Source organism: Streptomyces sp. PA03-6a, from assembly GCF_033792765.1.
Classification (GTDB): Bacteria; Actinomycetota; Actinomycetes; order Streptomycetales; family Streptomycetaceae; genus Actinacidiphila.
This window is the reverse complement of the sequence record NZ_JARAVK010000142.1, coordinates 1-24,108: the sequence shown is the minus strand read 5'-3', so window position 1 is coordinate 24,108 and position 24,108 is coordinate 1. Positions and strand designations below refer to the sequence as shown.

At 72.9% G+C, this 24,108-nt stretch carries 20 protein-coding genes and 2 tRNA genes; 6 read left to right on the top strand and 16 right to left on the bottom strand.

Annotated features, from left to right (window positions below; genetic code table 11):
* A partial coding sequence (locus tag PV350_RS29035) for a hypothetical protein (RefSeq protein WP_500336872.1) occupies window positions 1-333 on the bottom strand: 333 nt, incomplete at its 3' end.
* Window positions 334-396: 63 nt separating this feature from the next.
* Between PV350_RS29035 and PV350_RS29030 the strand changes: the two genes are divergently transcribed.
* Both PV350_RS29030 and PV350_RS29025 read left to right on the top strand, forming a co-directional pair.
* Window positions 397-4,086, top strand: coding sequence for a S8 family peptidase (locus tag PV350_RS29030; RefSeq protein ID WP_500336870.1), 3,690 nt, complete (start codon window positions 397-399; stop codon window positions 4,084-4,086).
* Between the two features lie 70 nt (window positions 4,087-4,156).
* A tRNA-Lys gene (locus PV350_RS29025) sits at window positions 4,157-4,229 on the top strand.
* Window positions 4,230-4,317: 88 nt separating this feature from the next.
* On the opposite strand, the gene PV350_RS29020 is transcribed toward PV350_RS29025, so the two are convergent.
* From PV350_RS29020 to ehuB, 5 genes are all read right to left on the bottom strand, one after another.
* Window positions 4,318-5,073, bottom strand: coding sequence for an IclR family transcriptional regulator (locus PV350_RS29020; protein WP_499512044.1), 756 nt, complete (start codon window positions 5,071-5,073; stop codon window positions 4,318-4,320).
* A gap of 213 nt (window positions 5,074-5,286) precedes the next feature.
* A complete protein-coding gene (gene ehuA, locus PV350_RS29015; RefSeq protein WP_499512043.1) occupies window positions 5,287-6,096 on the bottom strand; it encodes an ectoine/hydroxyectoine ABC transporter ATP-binding protein EhuA in 810 nt (269 codons plus the stop codon).
* Window positions 6,086-6,721: an ectoine/hydroxyectoine ABC transporter permease subunit EhuD gene (ehuD, locus tag PV350_RS29010; protein ID WP_500336868.1), complete on the bottom strand. Its 636-nt coding sequence runs from the start codon at window positions 6,719-6,721 to the stop codon at window positions 6,086-6,088. Before ehuD ends, ehuA begins: the two co-directional genes overlap by 11 nt.
* A complete protein-coding gene (gene ehuC / locus PV350_RS29005; RefSeq protein ID WP_499516843.1) occupies window positions 6,721-7,398 on the bottom strand; it encodes an ectoine/hydroxyectoine ABC transporter permease subunit EhuC in 678 nt (225 codons plus the stop codon). Before ehuC ends, ehuD begins: the two co-directional genes overlap by 1 nt.
* Before the next feature lie 54 nt (window positions 7,399-7,452).
* Complete coding sequence (gene ehuB, locus PV350_RS29000) at window positions 7,453-8,370, bottom strand: ectoine/hydroxyectoine ABC transporter substrate-binding protein EhuB (protein WP_499512041.1); 918 nt, start codon at window positions 8,368-8,370, stop codon at window positions 7,453-7,455.
* 141 nt (window positions 8,371-8,511) lie between these two features.
* Here ehuB and PV350_RS28995 point away from each other — a divergent pair, with 141 nt between their 5' ends.
* Entirely contained in the window at window positions 8,512-9,996 is a 1,485-nt protein-coding gene (locus PV350_RS28995; protein ID WP_500336866.1) for an NAD-dependent succinate-semialdehyde dehydrogenase, read from the top strand.
* 18 nt (window positions 9,997-10,014) lie between these two features.
* On the opposite strand, the gene PV350_RS28990 is transcribed toward PV350_RS28995, so the two are convergent.
* Together PV350_RS28990 and PV350_RS28985 are read right to left on the bottom strand one after the other, a co-directional pair.
* On the bottom strand, window positions 10,015-11,109 hold the full coding sequence (locus PV350_RS28990) for an LLM class flavin-dependent oxidoreductase (RefSeq protein ID WP_500336865.1): 1,095 nt from the start codon (window positions 11,107-11,109) through the stop codon (window positions 10,015-10,017).
* Between the two features lie 67 nt (window positions 11,110-11,176).
* On the bottom strand, window positions 11,177-13,039 hold the full coding sequence (locus PV350_RS28985; RefSeq protein WP_500336863.1) for a putative bifunctional diguanylate cyclase/phosphodiesterase: 1,863 nt from the start codon (window positions 13,037-13,039) through the stop codon (window positions 11,177-11,179).
* Between the two features lie 315 nt (window positions 13,040-13,354).
* On the opposite strand from PV350_RS28985, the gene PV350_RS28980 reads away from it, so the two are divergent.
* Both PV350_RS28980 and PV350_RS28975 read left to right on the top strand, forming a co-directional pair.
* Window positions 13,355-14,605, top strand: coding sequence for a M6 family metalloprotease domain-containing protein (locus tag PV350_RS28980; RefSeq protein WP_500336874.1), 1,251 nt, complete (start codon window positions 13,355-13,357; stop codon window positions 14,603-14,605).
* Window positions 14,606-14,609: 4 nt separating this feature from the next.
* On the top strand, window positions 14,610-15,842 hold the full coding sequence (locus tag PV350_RS28975) for a M6 family metalloprotease domain-containing protein (protein ID WP_499512037.1): 1,233 nt from the start codon (window positions 14,610-14,612) through the stop codon (window positions 15,840-15,842).
* Window positions 15,843-15,913: 71 nt separating this feature from the next.
* Here PV350_RS28975 and PV350_RS28970 read toward each other — a convergent pair.
* The 7 genes from PV350_RS28970 to PV350_RS28940 all read right to left on the bottom strand — a co-directional run bounded on the left by PV350_RS28970 (window position 15,914) and on the right by PV350_RS28940 (window position 22,108).
* Window positions 15,914-15,986, bottom strand: a tRNA-Lys gene (locus PV350_RS28970).
* Between the two features lie 53 nt (window positions 15,987-16,039).
* On the bottom strand, window positions 16,040-16,588 hold the full coding sequence (locus tag PV350_RS28965) for a bifunctional DNA primase/polymerase (RefSeq protein WP_499512036.1): 549 nt from the start codon (window positions 16,586-16,588) through the stop codon (window positions 16,040-16,042).
* A 112-nt stretch (window positions 16,589-16,700) separates the two neighbouring features.
* Window positions 16,701-17,072 carry a DUF8844 domain-containing protein gene (locus PV350_RS28960; protein ID WP_499512035.1) on the bottom strand — a complete coding sequence of 124 codons (372 nt, stop codon included), beginning with the start codon at window positions 17,070-17,072 and terminating at the stop codon, window positions 16,701-16,703.
* 76 nt (window positions 17,073-17,148) lie between these two features.
* Entirely contained in the window at window positions 17,149-18,474 is a 1,326-nt protein-coding gene (locus tag PV350_RS28955) for an AAA domain-containing protein (protein ID WP_499512034.1), read from the bottom strand.
* A complete protein-coding gene (locus PV350_RS28950) occupies window positions 18,471-20,060 on the bottom strand; it encodes a hypothetical protein (RefSeq protein WP_500336861.1) in 1,590 nt (529 codons plus the stop codon). The genes PV350_RS28955 and PV350_RS28950 overlap by 4 nt, the downstream gene beginning before the upstream one ends.
* On the bottom strand, window positions 20,051-21,145 hold the full coding sequence (locus tag PV350_RS28945; protein WP_499512032.1) for a hypothetical protein: 1,095 nt from the start codon (window positions 21,143-21,145) through the stop codon (window positions 20,051-20,053). Before PV350_RS28945 ends, PV350_RS28950 begins: the two co-directional genes overlap by 10 nt.
* A 78-nt stretch (window positions 21,146-21,223) precedes the next feature.
* Window positions 21,224-22,108, bottom strand: a complete 885-nt coding sequence (locus PV350_RS28940) for a phosphatase PAP2 family protein (protein WP_500336859.1) — start codon at window positions 22,106-22,108, stop codon at window positions 21,224-21,226.
* Window positions 22,109-22,367: 259 nt separating this feature from the next.
* Between PV350_RS28940 and PV350_RS28935 the strand changes: the two genes are divergently transcribed.
* A complete protein-coding gene (locus PV350_RS28935; RefSeq protein WP_499512030.1) occupies window positions 22,368-23,051 on the top strand; it encodes a TetR/AcrR family transcriptional regulator in 684 nt (227 codons plus the stop codon).
* Between the two features lie 94 nt (window positions 23,052-23,145).
* On the opposite strand, the gene PV350_RS28930 is transcribed toward PV350_RS28935, so the two are convergent.
* On the bottom strand, window positions 23,146-24,108 hold a 963-nt coding region (locus tag PV350_RS28930), incomplete at its 5' end, for a chitinase (protein ID WP_500336858.1).

The window sequence follows — 24,108 nt, the reverse complement described above, 5'->3', positions numbered from 1 at the left end:
CTTCTCTTTTATTTCTTCTCTTTTTTTTCCCTTTCTCTTCCTTCCCTTTCCCCCTCCTCTTCTCCTTCTTCCCCTTCTTCTTTCCCTTTCTTTCCTTCTCTCCCTTTCTCTTTCCTTTTTTCTTTTCCTTTTTTTTTTTTTTTTTTTTTCCTCTTTTTTTTTTTTTTTTCTTTCGAGATCTGCGCCCGCTCCAAGACTTTCTCGCGCCTTATCGTCGGCCGCGGCAGATGTGTATAGGCGACAGCCCCCCACGCTGATGGGCCCGGCATACCTCCCCCCTCTTGCCGGGCCCCTCAGCATGCCCGCGTGCAGGAGGAGGCGGGTATCCGCCACGGCGGATTCACGCCGCACGGAAGCGGTGCGCAAGCGGTTGCGGCACCGGTAGACCTCCTGTGCATGACATTCGCCCACCCCCCAAGTGCCCGAGACGCACGACCCGTTCGGGCTGCCCGTCATGCCCTGCTGACCGCGACCGCCACCGCGTGCGCGCTGGTCGGCGGCACCCTCGTGCTGCCCGCCACGACCGCCGCGGCGGCCCCGGTCAAGGACCCGGCCGCGTCCGTGCCGCGCGCCACCGCCCACGACATCACCCTCGTCACCGGTGACGTCGTGCACTTCACCGACCGGCCCGGTACCGCGCAGGACACCGTCACCGTGGACCGCCCCGAGGGCGCGACCGGGGGCGTGAAGATCCAGCAGAGCGGCGGCCGCCTCTCGGTGGTCCCCGACGAGGCCGAGGCCCTGCTGACCGCGGGCCGGCTCGACCGCCGGCTGTTCGACGTGACCGCGCTGGTGGCGATGGGGTACGACGACACCCGCACCGGCGGGGTCCCGCTGATCGCCACCTACCGGGGCGGCGTGACGGCACCCGCGGGCAGCACGGTCGAGCGCCGGCTGCCCAGCATCGACGGTGCCGCGCTGCGGGCCGCCAAGGCCACCGCCCGCACCTTCTGGAAGGACGTGGCCGGCACCGCGCCCCGGGCCCGGTCGCTGGACGGGGGCGTCGAGAAGCTGTGGCTGGACGGCCGGGTGGAGGCCGACCTCGCCGAGTCCGTGCCGCAGATCAACGCCCCGCAGGCGTGGGCGGAGGGCTACGACGGCACCGGGCGGAAGGTCGCCGTGCTCGACACCGGCGTGGACGACACCCACCCGGACCTCAAGGGGCGGATAGCCGCCGAGCGGAGCTTCGTACCGGACCAGGCGGTCGCCGACGGCAACGGCCACGGCACGCACGTCGCGTCCACGGTCGCGGGCGACGGCTCGACCTACCGGGGCGTCGCGCCCGGCGCCGAACTGCTGGTGGGCAAGGTGCTCTCCGACGAGGGCTACGGCGAGGACTCCTGGATCATCGCGGGCATGGAGTGGGCGAAGGCCCAGGGCGCCGACGTGGTGAGCATGAGCCTCGGCTCCCAGGTGCCGGACGACGGGACCAGCCCCATGGCCCGGGCAGTCGACACGCTGTCCGCCGACGGCGGGCCGCTCTTCGTCGTCGCGGCGGGCAACTCCTACGGGGAGTTCACCATCGGGGCGCCCGGCTCGGCCGCGTCCGCCCTGACGGTCGCCTCCGTCACCAAGTCCGACGAGCGCTCGGACTTCTCCAGCATGGGCCCGCTGACCGGCAGTTACGGCCTCAAGCCGGACATCTCCGCGCCCGGTTCCGACATCACCGCCGCCAAGCCCGGCGGCGGCTACCAGACGATGTCCGGGACCTCCATGGCCACCCCGCACGTCGCCGGGGCGGCGGCCGTCCTCAAGCAGCGCCACCCCGACTGGTCCGGGCGGCAGCTGAAGGACGCGCTGATGAGCTCGTCCACGCCGCTCACCGGCTACACCCCCTACCAGCAGGGCACCGGCCGGGTGGACGTGCTGAAGGCCGTCGACGGCACGGTCCAGGCCACCGGTTCCGTCGCGACCGCCTTCTACGACTGGCCGCACGGCGCCGACGACCCGGTCGCCACCCGCACCGTCACCTACCGCAACACCGGCACGGAGGGCGTCACCCTCGACCTGGCGACCGACGCCGACGCGGCCGCCTACACGCTCTCGTCGCCGTCCGTCACCGTTCCCGCCGGGGGTACCGCCGACGTCACGCTGCGCCTCGACCCGTCCGCGGTGGAGCCCGCCACGACCTTCTCCGGCCAGGTCCTGGCCACCGACCGGGCCACCGGGACCCTCGTGGCGCACACCGGTTTCGCCCTGGTCAAGGAGCAGGAACTCTACGACTACACGGTCGAGCTGAAGGACCGGGACGGCAAGCCCGCCTCCGGCACGGTGTACCTGGGCGTCGAGAACGACTTCTACCAGTACCAGTACGCCGTCGACGGCCGGCGCACCCTGCGCCTGCCCCCGGGCACGTACACCGCGTACACCTACATGGACGTCCCCGGCGACGAGCCGGACTCGCTGGGCCTGGCCTTCCTGTCCGCGCCGCGTACGGTGCTCGACAGGCCGGCCACCGTCTCGCTCGATGCGAGCAGGGCGCGGAGGATCAGCGCGTCCGTGCCCAAGGACACGGCGGACACGCAGCGGCAGATGGACTTCGCGGTGGTCTCCGCCACCGGCGGGGTCGTCCGCAGCGGCTACCAGGTGCCCCTGAAGTACGACACGCTGTGGGCCCAGCCGACCGGCAAGGTCACCGGCGCCTCCATGAGCTTCTCCACCCGCTGGCGGCTGGCCGAGAAGCAGGTCGCCGTCGACTCCGTGGACGACCTCGTCGTCCAGGCCGGCAGCACCCTGCGGGAGGGGAGAAGCGAGCTCGCCACGGTGTACGCGGGCCACGGCGCGGCCGCCGACTACGCCGGTCTGGGCGCGAAGGGCAAGGCCGTCGTGGTGGACCGCTCCGACGCCGTCGCCCCGGCCGACCGCGCGGCCGCGGCGGTGGCCGCCGGTGCCGCCCTGCTGATCGTCGTCAACGACGGCGACGGCAGGCTCAGCGAGTACTACGGCGAGGGCGCCGGGCTGCCCGTCGTCTCCGCCATGCGCGGCGACCGCGAGCGCGTCCTGCGCAAGAGGGTCACCGTCACCCAGCGCGCCCACGGCCGCTTCCTGTACGACCTGGTCTCCCAGCACGACGGCGCCATCCCGGACCGCTCCCTGGCCTACGCCCCGGACCCGGACCGCGACCTCGCCCGGGTCGACGCCACCTACTACGGCCGGACGAAGGCCCCGGGCGGCGGCTTCCGCTACAACATCCCCGCCTACGGCTCCGGCTTCGGCTTCGGCGAGCGTGAGAGCTACCCCTCACTGCGCACCGAGTGGCTGACCCCGCTGCGCGGCGCGGCCTTCTGGTACGAGGACCACTCCGTCCTCGGCCCGCAGGACGAGACCCTGCAGGAGATGCGCAGCGGCAACGACCGCGTGACGGCCGGCCGTCACTACCGCACCGAGTGGTTCGCCCCCGTCCAGCGTCCGCGCCTCGGCCAGGGCTTCTGGGGCCCCAGCCGTGACGCCGCCGGTGGCCTGCAGTTCAACATCACGCCGTGGACGGACTCGGGCGCCGGACACTCCGGCTCCATGCCCAACGACGAGTACGACACCGGCACCATCGCGCTCTACCAGGGCGGCACGCTGCTGCGGAAGTCCGCCGGCCGGGCGCTGTACCTCTTCGACCCGGTCCCGGCGCAGACCCTGCCGTACCGCCTCGTCCTGGACGCCTCGCGCGACGCCGACCGCTGGCGCACCTCGGTGCGCAGCCGTACGGAGTGGGGCTTCCGCTCCGGCGCGGTCCCGGACGGCGTCTGGCAGCAGGACATCGAGCTGCTCCAGCTGGACTACGACGTCAGCACGGACCTCGCCGGCGACGTGCCGGCCGGCGCCAAGGTGCCGCTCGGCCTGTCCGCCGCCACCCAGGAGTGGCTCGACGACGTGACGCGGGCCACGTCCGCGACGCTGTCCGTGTCGTACGACGACGGGAGGACCTGGCGGCCCGTGCCCCTGCGGCGTGCCGCCGGCGGCACCGGCCACTGGTCGGCCGAGCTGCGAACTCCCCGCACCCCGGGCGGGTTCGTGTCCCTGCGGGCCACGGCCTCCGACGGCCGGGGCGGCACGGTGGAGCAGGAGGTCGTCCGGGCGTTCGGCCTGAGCTGATCCGGTCCGGTACGGGGTCGGAGGGAGCGGTCATGAGCACCCCCTCCGACCCCGTATGATTGTCCTGCACGCGCCGCTAGCTCAACTGGCAGAGCAGCTGACTCTTAATCAGCGGGTTCGGGGTTCGAGTCCCTGGCGGCGCACAGCGAGAGGGCGCCCCTCCTTCGGGAGGGGCGCCCTTCGTCGTCTTCCGGTGGGCGTCGTGCGTCGTGCGCCGGACGGCCTCGGGCCTCAGATGGCCAGTGACAGCAGCACCGGCGCCGCGCGTTCGTTGAGTGTGTCGGCCGCGCCCTTGAGGCGGTGGGCCTGGGTGACGGGGAGGGAGAGGGCGAGGCAGCCGACCGTCCTGCCGACGGTGATCGGGATGGCGGCGCAGACCGTGCCGATCGCGTACTCCTGCAGGTCCAGGGTGGGGACGCTGGCCGGCTGGCTCTCCAGCTTGGTCAGCAGCACCTTCTCGCTGATCGTGGTCTTGGACGTGAGCCGTACCGTCTTGTGCCGGGACAGGTGGTCGCGGCGCCCGTTGTGGTCGAGCTGGGTGAGCAGGCACTTGCCGACCGCGCTGGCGTGGGCGGCGAAGCGGAAGTCCACCCACTCGTTGACCTTGGGTGCTTCCGGGCCGTCCGCGAAGTCGACGATCTTGACCTCGCCGTCGTCGTAACGGCTGAAGTAGACGGCGGCGCCGACCTCGTCGCGCAGCGCCGTCAGGATCTTCTTGATCTTCTCGCCGAGTGCCAGGTCGCGACTGGCGCTGCCGAGCAGGACCAGCGACTCGCCGACGGCGTAGCCGCCGCCGGGCAGGGCGTTGAGGTAGCGCTCGCGGTTGAGCATGGCGAGGAGTTGACCGAGATAGCCGATGGGCACTCCGATCTCACGGGCGAGCTGCTCGGCGGTGACGCCGTTCCTGTGCTTGTCCACGGTCTCCAGCACGCGCAGCGCGTGCTGGACCGCGTAGACCGGCGCGACCTGTCGGTGCTCAAGCGCCACGGTGTCCCCCTACAGGTGTGACCGTTTGCGTCCTTGCTGTAGCTACTGGTCACGGCTGCCGGGCACGACAGCAGCCCGGCAGCTGGGCCGGATTCCACGATAGCCTCAATGCGGTTTGCAGTAGAGCCCGTTGAAGCTTTATGTGGGCGGCCGCAGGCGTATACGCAGGAACGGGCCACTCTGGCATATGCCAACGGCACGGCCCACTTTTCCTCAGAGCACCGCACCGAGGAATTCCCGGGTCCTGTGGTGCTCCGGGGAGCCGAAAATGCGCTCCGGCGGACCCGACTCGACGACCCGTCCGCCGTCGAACATCAGTACGCGGTCCGAGACGTCCCGGGCGAACCCCATCTCGTGGGTGACGCAGAGCAGGGTGATGTCCGTGCTGCGGGCGACGTCCCTGAGCACGTCCAGCACCCCGGCCACCAGTTCGGGGTCGAGCGCCGAGGTCACCTCGTCCAGCAGCAGGATGTCGGGCCGCATCGCCAGCGCGCGGGCGATGGCCACCCGCTGCTGCTGGCCGCCGGAGAGCCGGGTGGGGTGGGCGTCCTGCTTGTCGGCCAGGCCCACCAGCTCCAGCAGCCCGCGGGCGCGCTCGGCGGCCTCGTCGCGGTCCAGGCCGAGGACGTGCACCGGGGCCTCGGTGACGTTGTCCAGCACCTTCATGTTCGGGAAGAGGTTGAAGTGCTGGAACACCATGCCGATCCGGCGGCGCGTGCCGCGCAGGTGCCTCTCGTCGGCCGGCACGAGCCGGCCGCCGCGGCCCGGCATGTGCGAGAAGGGCTCGCCGTCCACGTGGATGACGCCCTCGGTGGGCCGCTCCAGGGTCATCAGCAGCCGCAGGATGGTCGTCTTGCCCGAACCGCTCGGGCCGATCAGGGTGACGCGCTCACCGCGCCGGACCTCCAGGTCGAGGTGGTCCAGCACGGTGTTGTCCCCGTACCGCTTGACCACCTGGTCGAAGCGGACGGCGGGCGCCGCCGGGCCGGACTTGGCGGGGGTGGGGGACTCGTCAGTGAGCAAGGCGCTTCTCCAGCTTCCGCATGAGGACCGAGGTGGGGCAGCTCGCGACCAGGAAGATCACGGCGGCGATGGTGAACGCCTCCAGGTAGGCGAAGTGGTCACTGCCGAAACGGTTCGCCTCGTGCACCATCTCGTCGACGGTGATGACCGACAGGAACGGTGTCTCCTTGAACATCGAGATCACGTAGTTGCCGAGGGCCGGCACGATCTTCCGCACCGCCTGCGGCAGCACCACGGCGCACCAGGTGCGCGCCCGCGGCAGCGACAGCGCGACCGCAGCCTCCCACTGCCCCCTCGGCACCGCCTCGATGCCCGCCCGGTACACCTCCGAGGTGTACGTCGCGTAGTGCACGCCCAGCACGGTGATGCCGATCACCAGCGGGTCCAGTCCCGGGACCAGCACCCACACCGCGAAGAGCTGGATCATCACCGGAGTGGAGCGCACGAACTCCACGGCCGCCCGCAGCGGCAGCGTCACCCAGCGGCTGGGCGTGCGCCGCAGCACCGCGATGCCCAGGCCCAGCGTGACGGCGAGCAGCGAACCGAGCAGCGTGGCCAGCAGGGTGATCCCGAAACCGTGCAGGATCAGCGGCAGGCCCTCGCGGGCCGTCTCCCAGTCCCACATCAGGCCCGACCTCCCGCCGGCTGTCCGAGCCGCGCCTTGGCCACGGCCTCCAGGCCGTTCATGGCCAGTGTCAGCGCGTACGCGAGGACGAAGTAGATCGCCAGGAGCAGCAGGTATGCCGTCGCGGTGTCGCCCGTCGTCGAACGGAGCTGGTCCATCTGGAAGGTGACGTCCGAAATGGTGATCAGCGACATCAGCGGGGTGCACTTCAGCAGCTGGATCAGCAGGTTGTTGAACGGCGGGATCATCTGCGGCCAGGCCTGCGGCAGGACGACCAGGCGCATCCGCTGCCACGGCGTCATGCTCAGCGCGACGGCCGCCTCCCGCTGCCCGCGGGGCACGGCGTCCAGGGCGCCCCGGACGACCTCCGAGCCGTACGCCCCGTAGTTGAGCCCGAAGGCGACCACGGCGCAGGCGAGCGGCACGAGCTTGAAGCCGAGGATCGGCAGCGCGAAGAACAGCCAGAACAGCTGGACGTACAGCGAGGTGCCGCGGAAGAACTCCACGACCACCCGGGAGGTCCCGCGCACGGGCATCCGCCGTGAGCGCGCCATGAAGCCGAGGACGAAGGCGATCAGCAGCGCGAGCGCCGCGCCGAGGACGGTGGCCTGCACGGTGACCCACAGACCCGCGCCCACACCGGGCAGCGAGTGCGTGAACTCCGTGAAGCCGGACATGGATTCACCGGCGAGGTCGCCGGCGCCGATGGAGTACGAGGACAAGGCGCCGCCTCACGCCGCGCACAGCTGCGCCGTGCGCAGCGTCGCCGGCGGGACCTCCGCCTTGGTGAAGCCGTACTTCCCGATGAGGGACGTGTAGCGGCCGGGGTCGGTGGTGATCTTCTTGAGTTCCTTGTTGAACGCGTCGCGCAGGCCCGTCGCGTCCTGCCGGAACACCGCGCCGCCCGGGCTGTACTGCTTGCGGCCGCCGACCACCGGCAGGAAGGGGTCGAGCACCTCCACCGCGGCGCCCTTGTTGGTGCGGGCCAGCCAGCGCAGCGAGATCCCGGTCAGTGCGAAGGCGTCGATCCGGCCGGCGAGCAGCGCGTCCACCCCGTCCTGCTGCTTGGCCAGGGACTTCACCGAGGTCAGCGGCACCCCTGCGGCATCCGCGTAGTCCGCCTCGACCGCCGCGCTCAGCACGCCGACGGTGACCTTCCCGCGGGCGCAGGACACCAGGTCGCTCAGCCCCTCGGGGTTGCCCGCGCGGACCATCAGGGCGGTCGGCGAGACGAACTCGGGCTCCGAGAAGATCACCTTCTGGCAGCGGTCGGGCGTGATCGCCATCCCGGCGCTGACCACGTCGAAGCGGTCGGCCGTCAGGCCCGGTATGAGCGCGCCGAAGTCGGTGAGCGTGGGCCGCAGTTCCGGCACCCCGAGCGCCGTGAAGATCTCCCGGTGGAGGGTGGGCGCCTCGCCGGCCAGCTCGTCGCCGTCCCGGTACCCGTACGGCGCCTCGCCCGCGAAGCCGACCCGCACGTACCCCTGCTTCCTCAGCTTGGCCAGCAGGTCCCCGTCGCCGGTGGGCGCGCCGGTGCCGGCCTGCGTACGGCTGCACGCCGCCAGCAGCCCGGGGACCGCCACGAGACCGCCGACGCCTGCGGTACGGGAGAGGAAACCCCTGCGGGACAGGGGACTGCGCTCGGACATGGACCAGACCTCCGGTAGTTCGCTTCCGTGCGGTGCGGTGACCACACGAGGGCCGCGCCTACCCCGGCGCACAGGGGGCATTCATGCGAATCTGGTGGGGTACCCGATGTACGGAACGTCCGCGGGAGGCAGGGAGCTGCCATGAGCGACAGCACCGAAGGGAACGGCAAGCGCGAGCAACTGGTCGTGGAGCGGGTGCCGAAGGCACTGCTCGTCGGCGGCCGCTGGCGGCCGGCGAGCGACGGGCGCGAGTACGAGGTGGAGGACCCGTCCACCGCGCGACCGCTGTGCGCCGTGCCGGACGCCGGGGCCGAGGACGCCAAGGCCGCGATGGACGCCGCGGCCGCCGCGCAGGAGGGATGGGCGGCCACGGCGCCGCGTGAGCGCGGGGAGATCCTGCGGCGGGCCTTCGAGCTCATCGTGGAGCGGCAGCAGGAACTCGCCCTCCTGATGACCCTGGAGATGGGCAAGCCGGTCGCCGAGTCCCGCAGCGAGATCCTCTACGCCGCCGAGTTCTTCCGCTGGTTCTCCGAGGAGGCGGTGCGCATCGAGGGCGGCTGGCGCACCGCGCCCGACGGCAACGGCCGGATCTGGGTGATGCGCCAGCCCGTGGGCCCGGCGCTGCTGATCACCCCGTGGAACTTCCCCATGGCGATGGGCACCCGCAAGATCGGCCCCGCCGTCGCCGCCGGCTGCACCATGATCGTCAAGCCGGCCCACCAGACGCCGCTGTCCATGCTCGCCCTCGCCGAGATCCTCGGCCAGGCCGGGCTGCCGGACGGCGTGCTCAACGTCCTCACCACCTCGCACCCCGCGGAGATCAGCGGCCCCCTGACGGAGGACCCGCGGCTGCGCAAGCTCTCGTTCACCGGTTCCACGGGCGTCGGGCAGAAGCTCATCGAGCTCAGCGCGCGGCAGGTGCTGCGGACCTCCATGGAGCTGGGCGGCAACGCCCCCCTCGTCGTCTGCCGGGACGCGGACCTGGAGAAGGCAGTGGAGGGCGCGGCCGTCGCCAAGATGCGCAACATCGGGGAGGCCTGCACGGCGGCCAACCGGATCTACGTCCACCGCGACCTGGCCGAGGCCTTCACCGGGCGCCTCGCCGAGAAGCTGGGCTCCATGGTCGTCGGCCGCGGCACCGAGCCCGGCACCCAGGTCGGCCCGCTCATCGACGGCGCGGGCCTGGACAAGGTGGACCGCCTGGTGCAGGACGCCGTCTCGGCCGGGGCCCGCGCGGTCACCGGCGGCGCCCCGCTCTCGGACCGCCCCGGGTACTTCTACCCGCCCACCGTGCTGGCCGACGTGCCGCCGGACGCGGCGATGCTCCGGGAGGAGATCTTCGGACCGGTCGCGCCGGTCGTCACCTTCGAGGACGACGACGAGGCGATCCGGCTGGCCAACGACACCGTGTACGGCCTGGTCGGCTACGTCTTCACGGAGAGCCTGCGGCGCGGCATCCGCTACGCCGAGGAACTGGAGACGGGCATGCTCGGCCTGAACAAGGGCGTCGTCTCCACCCCCGCGGCGCCCTTCGGCGGCGTCAAGCAGTCCGGGACCGGCCGCGAGGGCGGCGCCGTGGGGATCGAGGAGTACCTGGAGATGAAGTACGTGGCGGTGGACGTCTAGGGCCCGGACCCCGCGGGGTCAGGCGCCGCCGGGCAGGCCGTACGCGTCGGCGATGAGCTCGTAGGAGCGCAGCCGCGCGGCGGGGGTGTGGGCGTTGGCCGTGATCATCAGCTCCTGCGCACCCGTGCGGCGCACCAGCGCGTCCAGGCCGTCCCGGACCGCGTCCGGCGTGCCGTGCACCACGTTGCCGAGCCAGGCGTCCACGAAGTCCCGCTCGGCCGGGCTGAACTCGTACGCCTCCGCCTCCTCCGGGGTGGGCACCAGGCCGGGGCGTCCCATGCGCAGCCGCAGCATGGCCAGGGCGCCGCTGAGGACCTGCCGGCGGGCGTCCTTCTCCTCGTCCGCCGCCAGCGCCGCGACGCCGATCAGCGCGTACGGCTCGTCCAGCACTTCCGAGGGCCGGAAGGACCTGCGGTACAGCTCCAGCGCCGGTTCGGTGTTCGCCGCGGAGAAGTGGTGCGCGAAGGCGAAGGGCAGCCCGAGGACCGCGGCCATCCGGGCGCTGAAGGTGCTGGAGCCGAGCAGCCAGATCGAGGGCCGCGCGGCGGACTGCACGCCGCCCGGGACGGTGCCCTGCACGGGACCGGGGATGGCGTGGATCCGGGCGTAGGGGTGGCCGTCGGGGAAGTCGTCGTCCAGGAAGCGGATGAGCTCGGACAGCTGCTGCGGGAACTCGTCGGCGCCCTCGTTCAGCCGGTCGGTGCGGCGCAGCGCGGCGGCGGTGGCGCCGTCCGTGCCCGGGGCGCGGCCGAGGCCGAGGTCGATCCGGCCCGGCGCCAGGGCCTCCAGGGTGCCGAACTGCTCGGCGATGACCAGCGGCGCGTGGTTGGGCAGCATGACGCCGCCGGAACCGAGGCGTATGCGCTCGGTGTGCGCGGCGAGGTGGGCGAGGATCACGGCGGGGGAGGAGGACGCGACCCCGGGCATCGAATGGTGCTCGGCGACCCAGTAGCGGTGGTAGCCGCGGGCCTCGGCGAGCCGGGCCAGCGCGACACCGGCGGCGAGGGCGTCCCTCGCGGTCAGTCCGCTGCCGACGCCCGCCAGGTCGAGGACGGAGAGCGGGACGGGTGCGCTGCCGAGGGTGGTGCCTCGTACCGGGTCGTTCGTGTCCACGTTCCTGCGTCGCCTCCTGCGGCCGGTTCCTCGTCTACGGCAACGAGCAACCGGAGACCGGCTGCGGCTATTCCCCGGGGGCGGCTGCCGGCCCGTAGCCGCGCAGCGCGGCGATCCCCTCGGGTGGCACGGGCCGCGAGTACAGCCAGCCCTGCCCGGTGTCGCAGCCGATCCGGCGCAGCCGCTCCGCCTGCTCGGCGTTCTCCACGCACTCGGCGGTGACCGTCAGGCCGAGCCGGTGGGCGAGCTGCACCAGCGCCTCGACGATCGTCTCGTCGGCCGGGTTGGGGTGCAGGCCGTCGCGGAAGCCGTGCACGAAGCTGCCGTCGAGCTTGAGCGCGGAGACCGGCAGCCGGCTGAGGTAGGCGAGGTTGGAGTAGCCGGTGCCGAAGTCGTCGATGGCGATGCGCACGCCCATCTCCTGCAGGGCGTGCAGCGCCTGCAGGGGCCGTCCGGCCGAGCCCATCACCGCCGACTCGGTCAGCTCCAGTTGCAGCAGCCCGGCCGGCAGCCCGGTGTCGTCGAGGATCTCCGCGACGTCGGCGACCAGGTCGGAGTCCCAGACCTGGCGCACGGCGACGTTGACGCTGACGAAGATCGGGTCGTCGGGCCAGTCCTTCTGCCACTGCCGCGCCTGGCGGCACGATTCGGCGAGCACCCAGCGGCCGAGCTGGACGATGGAGCCGTTCTCCTCCGCCAGCGGGATGAACCGGTTCGGCCCGAGCAGCCCGAAGTGCGGGTGCTGCCAGCGCACCAGGGCCTCCACCCCGCGCAGGCTGCCGCTGCCGAGTTCCACCAGGGGCTGGTACTCCAGCGTGAACTCCCCGCGCTCCACGGCCTGCCGCAGGGTGCTGGACAGCGCCTGCTTGGTCATCCGATGGGCGTTGCGCTCGGGGTCGAAGAGCGTCCAGCGGGCCTTGCCGTCCGCCTTGGCCCAGTACAGCGTGGTGTCGGCGGCCTGCATGATGCCGGTGGCGGTGGCCCCGGCGGCCTCGCGCTCGACGACGCCGATGCTCGCCGAGACCGCCAGCCGCTGCCCGGCGAGGTCGAACGGCAGCTGCAGCGCGGTGAGTACGGATTCGGCGAGCCCGGTGGCCTGCCCGGTGCCGGTGGAGTCCTCGACGAGGACGGCGAACTCGTCGCCGCCCAGCCGGGCGACGAGCGTCCCGCTGCGCCCGAGCCGGCCCGCGCAGTCCGACAGCCGGGCGGCGACGGCCTTGAGCAGCCGGTCGCCGACCCGGTGGCCGAGGGTGTCGTTGATGGCCTTGAAGCCGTCGAGGTCGAGGTAGCACAGGCCGATCCGGCCGGTGCGGCTGTCGGCGCCCTCCAGCGCGGTGGCGAGGCGCTCGAAGAACAACTGCCGGTTGGGGAGCCGGGTGACCGGGTCGTGCATCCGCAAGTGGCGCAGCTGCTCGCGCAGTTCGCGGGTCTCGCCCAGGTCCTCGACGGACATCAGGACTCCGCCGGGCACGGGCACCACGACGACCTCGGCCCAGACCGTGCTCCCGTCCGGTCCGCGGACGGGTCTGGTGCGGCGCAACTCCCCGCGCCGGCCGGTCAGCACGTCCTCGTACTCGGCGTACTCCGGGCTCTCCCCGAGCGGGGGGACCTCGCCGCCGGAGCCGGTGAGGCCGACCAGCTCCGCCGCGGTGCGGGCGGTGAGCAGCACCGGGTCCGCGCCGAGCAGCGCGCCGAGCGCCGGATTGGCCTCGCGCACCCGGCCGTCGGGACCGACCAGAGCCATCGGCAGCCGGGCGACGTTGAAGGCGGCGCGGTAGTCGCGCACCTCCGACGCCGGACGTTCCGAGGCCGGACGTTCCGGGGCTGACCGTTCCGGGGCCGGAGCGTGACGTTGAGTGACCGTCGTGGCCGCCGCCTCGGGCTCGAGGTCCGGGCTTCCCGAGGGTCCGCCCACCGCTGGCTCCCGCATAGGTGTCGTCTCGCACACATGGTCGTGGAGGAATCGAATGACCGCCAAGAGGCGGCGTTCGGCCTGGAAATGTGCCGATCATAGACGTTGGGGAATTGCCGCGGCCACCGCCGTCGTGGTGATTCTCGGCACGTGGGATGCGATCTTGATCATTTGTGATTGGCCCCTGAATTCCATTGATCGATTTTCGTCACTCATTACGCACTGTAGTGATCGGACGGTAACCCGGGCGGCGCAGCACAACAGGGCAAAACATAGCAAACCGTAGCAGCGTGATGTGGGTGTCCCGACCCCGTACGGGAGGTCCACGTGCCGCTGTCAGGGCTACCCATACGTGCACATCGGCGCCTCCGCCGGAGCGTCCGCGGGCATGCCCCCGACGGGCTCCGGGCGGCCATCGCCGCCGTCAGCGTCTTCGCGGCCGTCGTCGCGTGGACGCTGGTCACCGGCCCCGCGGCCGGGGGCTCCGACTCCTCGCTGTGCGCCCTGCCGCGGACCAGGGCACACCACTCCGAGGGCGTCAGCGCCTGGAACACCGCCTACCCGCGGGCCCGTGGCGACGTTGACGCGCTGATGGTGTTCCTGGCGTTCCCGGACGCCGCCCCCACCATCAGCCCCGGCGAACTGGCGGCCGATCACTTCCCGGCCACCGCCGACTTCTTCGCCCGGGCCTCGTACGGCACCTTCCGGCTGCGGCCGCGCATCCTGCCGCACTGGCTGCGCATGCCCGCGGCGTCCACGGCGTACGGCATCGGCCGGGACTGGAGCCCCGCCCTGCGCGCCCGCTACCTGCGGGACGCCGTGGTGGCGGCCGACCGGGAGGTGGACTTCTCCCGGTACGGCGTCGTCTACCTGGTGGCCGACCCCGACGCGCCCGGCGTCGACCCGGACGCCACCAAGGTGGTCAACCTGGGCAGCCCGGTCCGTGTCGACGGTGCGGACCTGCACCGCTTCGTCACCGTCTTCGAGGGCCACCCGCCGGACGTCAACGTGCTCGCCCACGAGACCGGGCACGCCTTCGACCTGCCCGACCTCTACTACCGGCCGCCCCAGGGCAGCAACGCCGACTGGGACACCCACGTCGGCGACTGGGACCTCATGGGCAGTCAGTTCGGCCTGGCCCCGGACTTCTTCGCCTGGCACAAGTGGAAGCTGGGCTGGCTCGGGCGCTCGCAGGTCCGCTGCGTCACCGAGGGCGGCACCCACACCTTCCGCCTGAGCCCCGTCGAGCAGCGCGGCGGCACCAAGCTGCTGGTGCTGCCCGCGGGCCTGGACGGAGCCGTCGCCATCGAGGCCCGCGCCGCCCTCGGCAACGACCGCCTCACCTGCGGCCAGGGCGTCCTGATGTACCGCGTCCGGGCCGACGTGTCGTCAGGCGACGGCCCCCTGGACGTCATCGACGGCCACCCGGGCAGCGGCGACTGCTGGGAGTCCTCGGTGTACCCACCGCTCGCCGACGCGCCACTGCGCAGCGGGGAGACGTACGCCCTCGGCCGCTCGGCGCACATCCGCGTCGCCGACCGGCACTCCGACGGGTCCTGGACCGTCCAGGTCACCCAGGGCTGAGCCGATGCGAGGACCCCGGGCGCTCGCGGTCCTGGCATCGGTGCTCCTCTTCGCGGCCGGCAGCACCGTCGCCACCGGGGGCGCACCCGCCGCGGCGCCGCCGGCCGACCGTCCCTGCGCGCTGCGCGCCGCGCCGGGCGTCACGATGTCCGAGGGGTTCGGGGGCGCGGACGGCCGCGAGTTCGCCCGCGCCACCGGCGAGGTGCGGGCGCTCACCCTGCTCGTCGACTTCCCGGACAAGCCCGCCCCGTACAGCGCCGCCGAGCGCTACCGCGAGTTCTTCCCCGCCGTGCGGCACTGGTTCTACCGCGCCTCGTACGGGAAGCTGCGCTACGTCTCCACGCCCGTGCTGCGCTACATCCGCATGCCGAAGCCCTTCACGTCGTACGGGATAGGGCGCGGCTACGGCTGGCGCACGCACACGGCCATGATGCGGGACCTGCTGCGCGTCGCCGACCGGAAGATCGACTTCTCCGGGTACGACCTGGTCAACGTCCTCGTCACGCCCAACGCCGGGCCGCCCGCCGAACAGGCCGTCCTCTCGGTGACCTGGACCGGCGCCTCGGCCGCCACCACCGACGACGGCACGAGCCTGGACCGGGTCTCCCTGGTCTACGGCCACGACCAGTCCGGCGCGCGGGTGCTCAGCCACGAGAACGGCCATGCCTTCGGGCTGCCCGACCTGTACTCCGTCGAGGACTTCGGGCACACCGACACCCTCGCGGGCCAGTGGGACGGCATGTCCCTGGACTGGGGGCTGCAGGGCGACCTCTTCGCCTGGCACAAGTGGCGCCTGGGCTGGCTCGACGACTGGCAGGTCGTCTGCGTCCGCGACCCGGGCGCGCGCTCGGTGCACCTCACGCCGGTCGAGGTGCCCGGCGGCCGCAAGGTGGCCGTCATCCCCCTCGGCCGGACCCGCGCGTACGTCATCGAGGCGCGCGCCGCCCGCGGCAACGACAGCGAGGCCTGCCGCGAAGGGGTGCTGATCTACCAGGTGCGCACCGACGTCGACTCGGGACACGGACCCGTCACCGTCGAGGACGCCCATCCGCGCACCACCGCCTGCGAGTACAGCAGCGCCACCTTCAACGCGCTCAACGACGCGCCGTTCTCCTCCGGCGGACGCTTCACCGACCGCGGCCGCGGCCTCACCGTCGAGGTCCTCGGCCGGGACCCGGACGACGAGGGCTGGACCGTGCGGATCACCACCTCGCGCCCCCTGTGGGACGGCCCCTAGGGCCACGGCCCGACATGACGAAAGGCGCCCTCCCGATGGGAGAGCGCCCAGGTCAACGGCTGTGCCGTGAGTGCGCCGCCAGGGACTCGAACCCCGAACCCGCTGATTAAGAGTCAGCTGCTCTGCCAGTTGAGCTAGCGGCGCTCGCTGACGTCGTAGAGATTAGCATCCGCTTGCGGGCGGGTGAAAATCGATAATCAACCGGCCTCCGCGCGGGCCGCCCGGACGCAGGCCCACAGCAGGACGTCGGCCCCGGGGAGCCAGGGGCGGCGCGTGTCGGGGGCGACCAGCCAGCGGGAGCGCCCATGGCCGGTGTCGCCGTACGGCGGGGGCAGCGCCACCGAGTCCCCCTCGCCGTGACAGAACACCGGCGGCACCCTCAGCCCCCACTCCTCCCAGGTCAGCAGCCCGGGGAGGCGTGCGGCGGTGCCCGGCTCGGCGAGCAGCAGCACCCTGCCGCGGAGCGTGGCGGCCGGGCCCGAGCCGGGGCCCGAGGACCACAGCTGCTCCAGGACCCGGCGTCCGAACAGGGCCGGCAGGTTCACCGCGTCGAAGGCCGTCCCGCAGGGCAGCACGCTGGGCGCCGTGGGCCGTGCGGACCACAGCGCCCGCACGCTGCGCGGGAAGGCGCTGGCGGAGGCCAGCCAGTCGGCCCCGTCGGGGGTGGGGTACTGCGCGTCCGGATATGGGTGGGAGGCGGACTCCGGCACGCCCCCCGGCCATGTGTGCCACTGCCAATCACTCATGACCCATACAACTACCGTGAGTGAACGTTTCGCTACGCGACATCGCCCGAAGGCCGGACACGCCCGCCATGTGTCGGGTACCTTGCCCCGAACGCATATGCCAGGTGCGTCGTCAGGACAGCGCTGCGTCCCCGCCCCGCATCAGGCCCTCGCCGAACTCGATCATCCGCTTGGCGTAGTCCTCCGACCAGCCCGCCTGCGCACCGATGGCGGCGGGGGTCAGCCGGTCGAACCGCTTGGGGTCGGCGAGCTGGGCCGCTGCTATGGCCTGGAACTCCGTCGCCCGGTCCGCGGCCGCGCGGAAGGCGAGGGTGAGCTCCGTGGAACGGGCCAGCAGCTCCCGGGGGTCCTCGATGGACTCCAGGTCGAAGAAGTGCTCCTCGTCCTCGGCCAGGGCGGCGGGCTCGAACAGCAGCTGGGCGGGTTTCAGACGGGGGGCGGGCTGCTTGCCCGCCGCGCTGTGAGCCGACTGCGGCTCGGACATGAACGTACCTCCAGGATCGTCAGCGCCTTCCATTGTCCCGCCCCGCGCAAGAGTGCCCCGGGCGACGGCCGGCGCGCTACGGCCGCCAGGCCACGCGGTGCTCGGACAGGTGGGCCAGCACGGCGTGGTTGGCCTCCCAGCCGTCCGGGAACTTCACGGTCACCCCGAGCTGGACCGGCTCCGTCGAGGGGTGCTCGTCCAGCAGCTCCGAGACCCCGGCGCGGCACACCACGATGCACGCGTGCCGGTGGCGCGAGGCCAGCACGCACAGCCGCCCCGTCTCCAGGTGGAACGCGGTCGCGTCGGGACGCCCCGACAGCGGATGGAGCACCACGGTGACGTCGAACTCGCGGCCCTGCAGCCGGTTGGCGGTGTCCACGGTGACCCCGGTCACGCCCAGGTCCGCCAGCGCCGCGCGGACCGCCGCCGCCTGGTCGCGGTGGGCGGTGCCCACGGCGATCCGGTCCGGGCCCACCGGGGCGGTGCCCCGCTCGGAGACCGCCACGCCGCCGCGGTCCAGCAGCCGCCGTACGACCACTGCGACCGCGCGGACCGCCTCGGGGTCGGTCCGCGGGGTGCGCCGCGCGGGCAGCTCCAGCAGGCCCCAGCCGGACGCCGCGGCCTCGTCCACCACCCGGTCGGGGCCCGAGCCGTCACCGGGCACGCCGAAGGAGAGCCGCCGGTCACCGTGGTCGGTGCCGCTGCGGAACGGGGTGTACGGGTAGAAGGCGTCGGAGACCAGCGGCGCGGCGGAGGCCGGCAGCCGCCAGGAGACCGGCAGCCGGTGCTGCGGCAGCCCCGGGTTGTGGGCCAGCAGGGTGACCACCGCGCTCGCCGACGGGTCGTAGCTCAGCCCCGCCCACTGCTCGGCGCCGACCACGCTGAACGGATCCAGCTGACCCGGGTCGCCGACGAACAGCGCCCGCTCGAACAACCCCGCCACCTGCAGCAGCGCGTCCGAGCGCATCTGGTAGGCCTCGTCGACGATGGCGTGCCGCCAGGGCTCGGTGTCCTTCACGAAGGCCCACTTCGCGGCGGTCGCGATCACCACCTTGGCCCCGGTGAGGTCGGCCGCCTTGCTCGACTTGAGCACGGCCTCGTGGCGGTCGAGCACCGGGTCCGGGGGAGAGTCGCTGCCGTGCAGCCGGCCGATCGGCAGTCCGGGTTCGGCGGTGGCCAGCCGGTCCACCAGGTCGTCCACCTGGGCGTTCGTCTGGGCGACCACCATCAGGGTCTCGCCCGCCGCGACCAGCTCACGGGCGGCACGCACCACCAGCGTGGACTTGCCCGCGCCGGGCGGCGAGTCCACCACGACGCCGCGGTGCGTCCCGTGCAGGGTGTCGTGCAGGATCCGCTCGGTCGCGGTGCCGGCCGCCCGGGCGGCGTCGCTCACCGGGCTCACAGATAGTCCTCCGTGGTCGCGGGGTCAGGGCTCTCGGCTACGGCGGCCGCGGTCGGGCCCGCGGTCGTGCCGGCGGTCACGCTCGCGGCCGCGGTGCCCGGGGGCCCGCCGTGCGTCCACGGGGTGTCCTCGCGCTCCGGCAGCCCCGCGCCGCCACGCGGCGCGTGTTCGAACAACGTCCAGCACACCTCGTCCCCTTCCTCCGGCACCGTGCCGGGCTCGGGGACCTTGCCGCGGCCCATGCCGTTCACCACCCGCAGGAGCACCGCGCCGGGCCCGGCCCACTCCACGAACTGCGCCTGCTGCGTACGGCCGTCCGGCAGCGCCCGGTAGAGCTTCGCGTCCTCGTCCAGATGCGGCCGGTCCTGTGTGAGGACCGTCACCAGCGGGCGCGGCTTGGGCACCTTGCCCTCGCTCATCGTCATCTCCACCCGGTCCACCCGGCCCGCGAAGGCCTCCCCGGCCAGTCGCCGCCCGGCCATCACCAGCGGGTCGTCCAGCGCTTCCTGGGCTTCCAGCCGCACCTGGGCGGTCTCCCGGCCGGCGAGCTTCTGCGCCGCCGACACGGCGTCGTCACGGCGGGGCTGCGGCGGCTCCCCGGCGCGCACGCGGTCCCGGTGGGAGGTGTACGACCAGCGGTCCCGTTTCCAGCGGTCCGCGACGCGGGCGCCCTCGGGCAGCTCGCGCAGCAGGTCCAGTGACCGCCACACCGCGTCCCAGGTGGGGCGCATCTGGCCGGCCAGCAGGCGGGCGATGTCCTCGCCGGCCCCGGTGATCCCGGCGTCGTAGCGGGCGGTGGCCGGGGCGAGCACCGTGTTGTCGAAGACCGGGTCCGTCGCGGGGCCGGCCGGCGGGAACGTCAGCAGGCCGTCCGGGCCGCGGTGGGACTCCGCGCGGCGGGCCGCTTCCATGCCCGTCATGCCGTCGGTGGGTTCGATCCAGGCCAGCAGGGCGCCCAGGTGCTGGTCCTCGAGGTTGCTCTGGCCGGTCGCCCAGTGCCGGGTGAGCAGTTCGGTCGCGGACAGCAGCAGCGCGGAGCCGGGGGTGCGGGCGCGTTCCCCGTAGTGGGTGAGCCAGCGGCCGAGCAGCGGCACCCGGGCGGGGACCGGGTGCGGCTCGTCGGGGTCGTCCTCGGCGGTGCGGCGGAAGCGGGTGGAGCGGCCGAGCAGACGCACGTACTCCACCGCGGGGGTGTTCGCGACCACGATCTGGGGTGCGTCGGTGCAGACCTCCGACTCTCCCCCGGCCTGGTGGCCGGGTGATGCGCCCGCCCGGTTGCGGGTCGCCGGCTCGGTCTCCGTGTCGTCCGCGTAGGACTCCAGGTAGGGCAGCACGACCTGCGCCAGCTCGGCCAGGAAGGCGAAGCGCAGATCGCGGTCGCGCGGCTGCGGCACCGCCAGCAGCCGGGGCTCGTCCCGGTCCGTGCCGACCAGGGCGCCCAGCGGGGCGCCGACCTCGCCCGCGGTGGTCAGCGGGACGAGGACCAGCGGCCGGTCCGACAGATGGCGGTGGCGCACCGTCGCGAGCGGGGTCGCCCGGCCGGTCGCCATGGCCTCCGCACGGGCCAGCACCGAGATCAGCGACATCCCAGCGCCTCCGCCCGCAGGGCCTGCGCCCGCCGCAGCGCGGCGACCGCGGGATCCGCCGGATCGCCCTCGGTGCCCAGCGCGGCCGCCAGCACCTGCTCCACTTCGGTCAGGGCGCCCAGTTCACCGCGCACGCCGCGGCCGAGGACCTCCACCGCGCCGCAGGCCCGGGCCTGGTCGCGGCAGTGGAAGGACAGCTCGCAACTGGCCAGGCACTCGGGCGCGTACGCCGCGGGCAGCCGGTCCACCGCATCGGAGAGCTCCGCGGCGGGGCGGGTCGCCGTCCGTCCGTCGTCGGTGAGCCTCAGGTCGAAGGTCGTGCCCTCGGGGAGGGCGGCAGCGATCTCCTCGATCCGGGTCAGCCGGGCCAGCTGCCGCCGGGTGACCGACAGTTGCTTGCGCACGTCGACGAACTCGGCGGCGGGCAGGTTGGAGAAGTCCTTCGGGCACACCAGCAGCACCCGGTGCTCCGGGGTGCCGAACCCCAGCCGCTCCAGCGCCAGGACGTACACCGCGGCCTGGCGGGCCGCCGCGCCGACCTTCACGGCGTCCGCGGAACCGTCAAGGATCGGGAAGGACTTGACCTCCACCACCGTCCACGAGCCGTCCGGCCGCACGGCGATGGCGTCCGGTTCGAGGTAGACCGGGGCGTCGGCGACCTCGAGCACGAGCAGGGGGTGGTCGAGCAGCGTCCACCGGCCCGCCGCGGTCGCCTCCTTGAGCGCGAGGCGGGTACGGGCCACCCGGCCCTCGGGGCCCGGGGCGGACAGATCGGGCAGCACGGCGTCCGCGGTCTCGGGCGCGCCCAGCAGGCGCAGCAGCTCGGCGCACCCCGCGGCCTTCACCCGGGCCTCGAAGGCATGGCCCCGTACGAACGCGAACTGCGACTGCCCGAAGGGCGCGGGATTGCCCAGGACGCGCGCCACCGCCGCCTTGTCCACCCCGGCGGCGTCCAGCAGCGCCCGGCGGCGGCATCCGGGGTTCGCGGCGAGCGCCGCCAGGGCGCGCGCGTCCATCGGGCGCGGCACGGTCGTGGGGCCGCGCAACGCGGCCAGCCGCTCTCGCAGATCGTGCGTAGTGCTCACCCGGGCAAGTCTCGCACCCCCCACCGACAACGCGGGCCACAATGCGGAGGCCGCGGGTCCGCGGCCTCCGCCGGAGCGTCAGCGCCGCGGTTCGACCGCGGTTCCCGGCAGGAACCCCACGTCCGCCGGGGCGACGTCGCGGGAGGTCGCGACGACGGTGGAGGAGGCGGGCCGCGGCGTCGCGAACCGGGTGCGCGCCCCGGCGCGTATGAGGTCCACCACACGCAGCGCGGGCCGCGCCAGCAGGAAGCCGATCCCCATCACGGCGATCCCGGCGAGGGCGTCCAGCAGGTAGTGGTTGGCGGTGCCCATGACCACGAGGGTCGTGCCGAGGGGGTAGAGGACGCCCAGGGCGCGGACGAAGGGCGTGCGGCCGTGGCGCCAGAGCATGATGCCGCACCACAGGGACCAGCCGACGTGCAGGCTCGGCATGGCCGCGTACTGGTTGGTCATCCCGCCCAGCCCGCGCGGCGCGCTCGCCTCCGCGCCCCACCAGCCGTACGAACCGTACTGCGCCATGGTGTCGACGAAGCCGTGACCTGCGGCCAGCAGCCGCGGCGGCGCGGTGGGCATGAGCGTGAAGCCGATCAGCCCGACGAGGGTGGACATCAGCAGCCATGTGCGCGCGAAGCGGTAGACGGTCGGCCGCCGGCGCCACAGCCAGACCAGCACCAGCGGTGTGACCAGGTAGTGGAGCGAGGCGTACCAGAAGTCGGCGGGAACACCGAGCGACCGGTAGCGGCTGAAGAGGGAGTTGAGCGAGCGCTCGGGGTCGATGCTGAGCGCGCGTTCCAGGTGGAGTATGGCGATGCCGTGGTCGACTGCCAGGCCCACGTCGCCGCGTACGAGGAGGCGGCCCGCGGTGTAGAGGCCGTAGACCACCGCGATCAGCGGCAGCTCGGTCCACCAGCGGAGCCCGCCCCGGTAGGCGGACGCCCGTGGGGCGGTGGTGCTCATCGTCATCCGGCCGTTCTCCCCCCATCTCTCCCTGTGAGAGTCGCTTCGATCTACCGTACGACGTACGCTAGGCAACCCGGGCAGCGCCCCCGACTATTCCCTTCACCACCGATTCGTCCTGGATTCACGGAGCCGTGCTCGGGAAGACGTGCGAAAAGACGCCCCGCTTCCTCCCCGGGTTGCCCGGGAACGCGGGAGAATCAAGGAAACCGCTCGACCTTCCGACCGCTCGCGCACGATTCCCCCGACCGGACACGCATCCCTCATGACTGTCACCCCGCCGGCCCGCTCCCCACGGCGCCGCGTCCCCCGCAACACCCTCAACCCCGACCGCATCCTCGACGCCGCGGTCGGGCTCCTCGACCGCCACGGGCCCGAGGCCTTCACCATGCGCGTGCTCGCCCAGGAGCTCGGCGTCGCGACCATGGCCGTCTACTCCCACTTCAAGGGCAAGGACGAGATCATCGACGCGGTCAACGAACGGCTGCTCGCCGAGATCGAGATGCCCCCCGGCTCCGGCGTGCCCCGCGAGCAGCTTATTGAACTCTGTGTCGGTGTGTACCGGCTTTTCAGTGAGCATCCCTCCGCGCTCCAACTGCTGACGAGCCGCCCGCTCCGCGGCGACGAGGCCATCGCCGTCATCGACCGGATGCTCTGCCTGCTGATCACGGCGGGACTGGACCCGCCCGCCGCCGCGCGCGCCCAGGTGGCGCTGATGCAGTACACGGTCGGCGCCGCGCTGTGGGTGGTGCGGCGCAAACGCGCGGAGTGCGAGGAGGCCGAGGCCGGGCTGCGCGAGAGGATCCGCAGCCGGCTCGCGGACCTGCCGCCGGACAGCTACCCCTCGCTCGTGGGGCTGGCCCCCGAACTCGTCGCGGCGCAGCAGTCCGGCCGCGCGCAGTACGAGGCCGGGCTGTCCGCGCTGCTGGACGGTCTGCTCCGCTCCTGAGCGCGGCGCACACGGGAGCGCCCCGGCCGGGGCGGGGTGCTGAACTGCCGGCCGGGGCGCCCGTGTGGGGGGAGGGGGATGGTCGCGTGCGGCCTCAGCCGCCGTAGGCCGCGAGGGCCTTGGAGAAGGCGCCCGCCTCCTGGAGGATCGAACTGCACGTCGCGTCGGCGACGTTCTTGGCACCCCCGGGGCACTGCTTGTCCCGCGTGCCCGACCACATCGACAGCCAGCCCAGGCCCTTGGACCGGGCGAAGGTCACCAGCTGCGTCGCGTCGTCGACCCTGAAGACCTCCGTGGTGACGTCGTTCACGCCGATCATCGGGGTGACCGCGACGGTCTTCCAGGCCGCGGCGTCCGACAGCCCCAGCACGCCCCGCAGCTGTCCCTGGGTGGTGGTGGCGGCGTCGATCGCGTAGCCGCCCATGTCGCCGCTGAAGGAGGCGCCGTAGTCCATCGCCATGATGTTGACCGCGGTGATCCGCACACCGTGGGACCTGGCGTCCGCCAGCAGGCCGACACCGTCCTGGGTGAGGCCGGTCGGCATCACCGGCAGGGTGTAGGAGACCTCCAGGCCGCTGTGGCTCGCCTGGAGCTGCGAGATGGCCTGTGCCCGGCGGGTGTTGGCGGCCGTGTCGGCGATGGCGCCGCCCTCGACGTCGAAGTCCACCTTGGTGAGCTTGTAGGTGTCGACGACCTTGGCGTACGCCGCGGTCAGCGCGGGGACCGAGGAGCAGGTCGTCGCCAGCTCCGAGCCGGACGCGCCGCCGAAGGAGACCCGGACGTCACCGCCCGCCTTGCGCAGGTCGCCGATCTGGGCCGCGACGCCGTCGTTCGCCAGGTCGCTGACCCCGCCCCACTTGGGCGTGCAGCCGCCGCCGTCGGTGACGAAGGCCAGGTTGTACTGCTTGACGCCGGTCGCCCGGGAGTGGGCGAGCAGGTCGAAGGCCGGGTAGAGCGAGGTGTCGACGTACGGCGCGAAGCCCGCGGAGGACGGTGAGCCGGTGCCCGAGGTCGGACTCGCGGTCGCGGTCGGGACCGGGGTCGCGGTGGCCGTGGG

What these genes read in the sequence shown, in the direction of transcription:
- ehuD (WP_500336868.1), bottom strand. Translation starts at nt 6,721, where the DNA reads ATGTGGGACTGGGAGACGGCCCGCGAGGGCCTGCCGCTGATCCTGCAC.
- PV350_RS28935 (WP_499512030.1), top strand. Translation starts at nt 22,368, where the DNA reads ATGACTGTCACCCCGCCGGCCCGCTCCCCACGGCGCCGCGTCCCCCGC.
- PV350_RS29030 (WP_500336870.1), top strand. Translation starts at nt 397, where the DNA reads ATGACATTCGCCCACCCCCCAAGTGCCCGAGACGCACGACCCGTTCGG.
- ehuB (WP_499512041.1), bottom strand. Translation starts at nt 8,370, where the DNA reads ATGTCCGAGCGCAGTCCCCTGTCCCGCAGGGGTTTCCTCTCCCGTACC.
- PV350_RS28985 (WP_500336863.1), bottom strand. Translation starts at nt 13,039, where the DNA reads ATGCGGGAGCCAGCGGTGGGCGGACCCTCGGGAAGCCCGGACCTCGAG.
- PV350_RS28940 (WP_500336859.1), bottom strand. Translation starts at nt 22,108, where the DNA reads ATGACGATGAGCACCACCGCCCCACGGGCGTCCGCCTACCGGGGCGGG.
- PV350_RS28960 (WP_499512035.1), bottom strand. Translation starts at nt 17,072, where the DNA reads ATGTCCGAGCCGCAGTCGGCTCACAGCGCGGCGGGCAAGCAGCCCGCC.
- ehuC (WP_499516843.1), bottom strand. Translation starts at nt 7,398, where the DNA reads ATGTCCGGCTTCACGGAGTTCACGCACTCGCTGCCCGGTGTGGGCGCG.
- PV350_RS28965 (WP_499512036.1), bottom strand. Translation starts at nt 16,588, where the DNA reads ATGAGTGATTGGCAGTGGCACACATGGCCGGGGGGCGTGCCGGAGTCC.
- PV350_RS28995 (WP_500336866.1), top strand. Translation starts at nt 8,512, where the DNA reads ATGAGCGACAGCACCGAAGGGAACGGCAAGCGCGAGCAACTGGTCGTG.
- PV350_RS28950 (WP_500336861.1), bottom strand. Translation starts at nt 20,060, where the DNA reads ATGTCGCTGATCTCGGTGCTGGCCCGTGCGGAGGCCATGGCGACCGGC.
- PV350_RS28975 (WP_499512037.1), top strand. Translation starts at nt 14,610, where the DNA reads ATGCGAGGACCCCGGGCGCTCGCGGTCCTGGCATCGGTGCTCCTCTTC.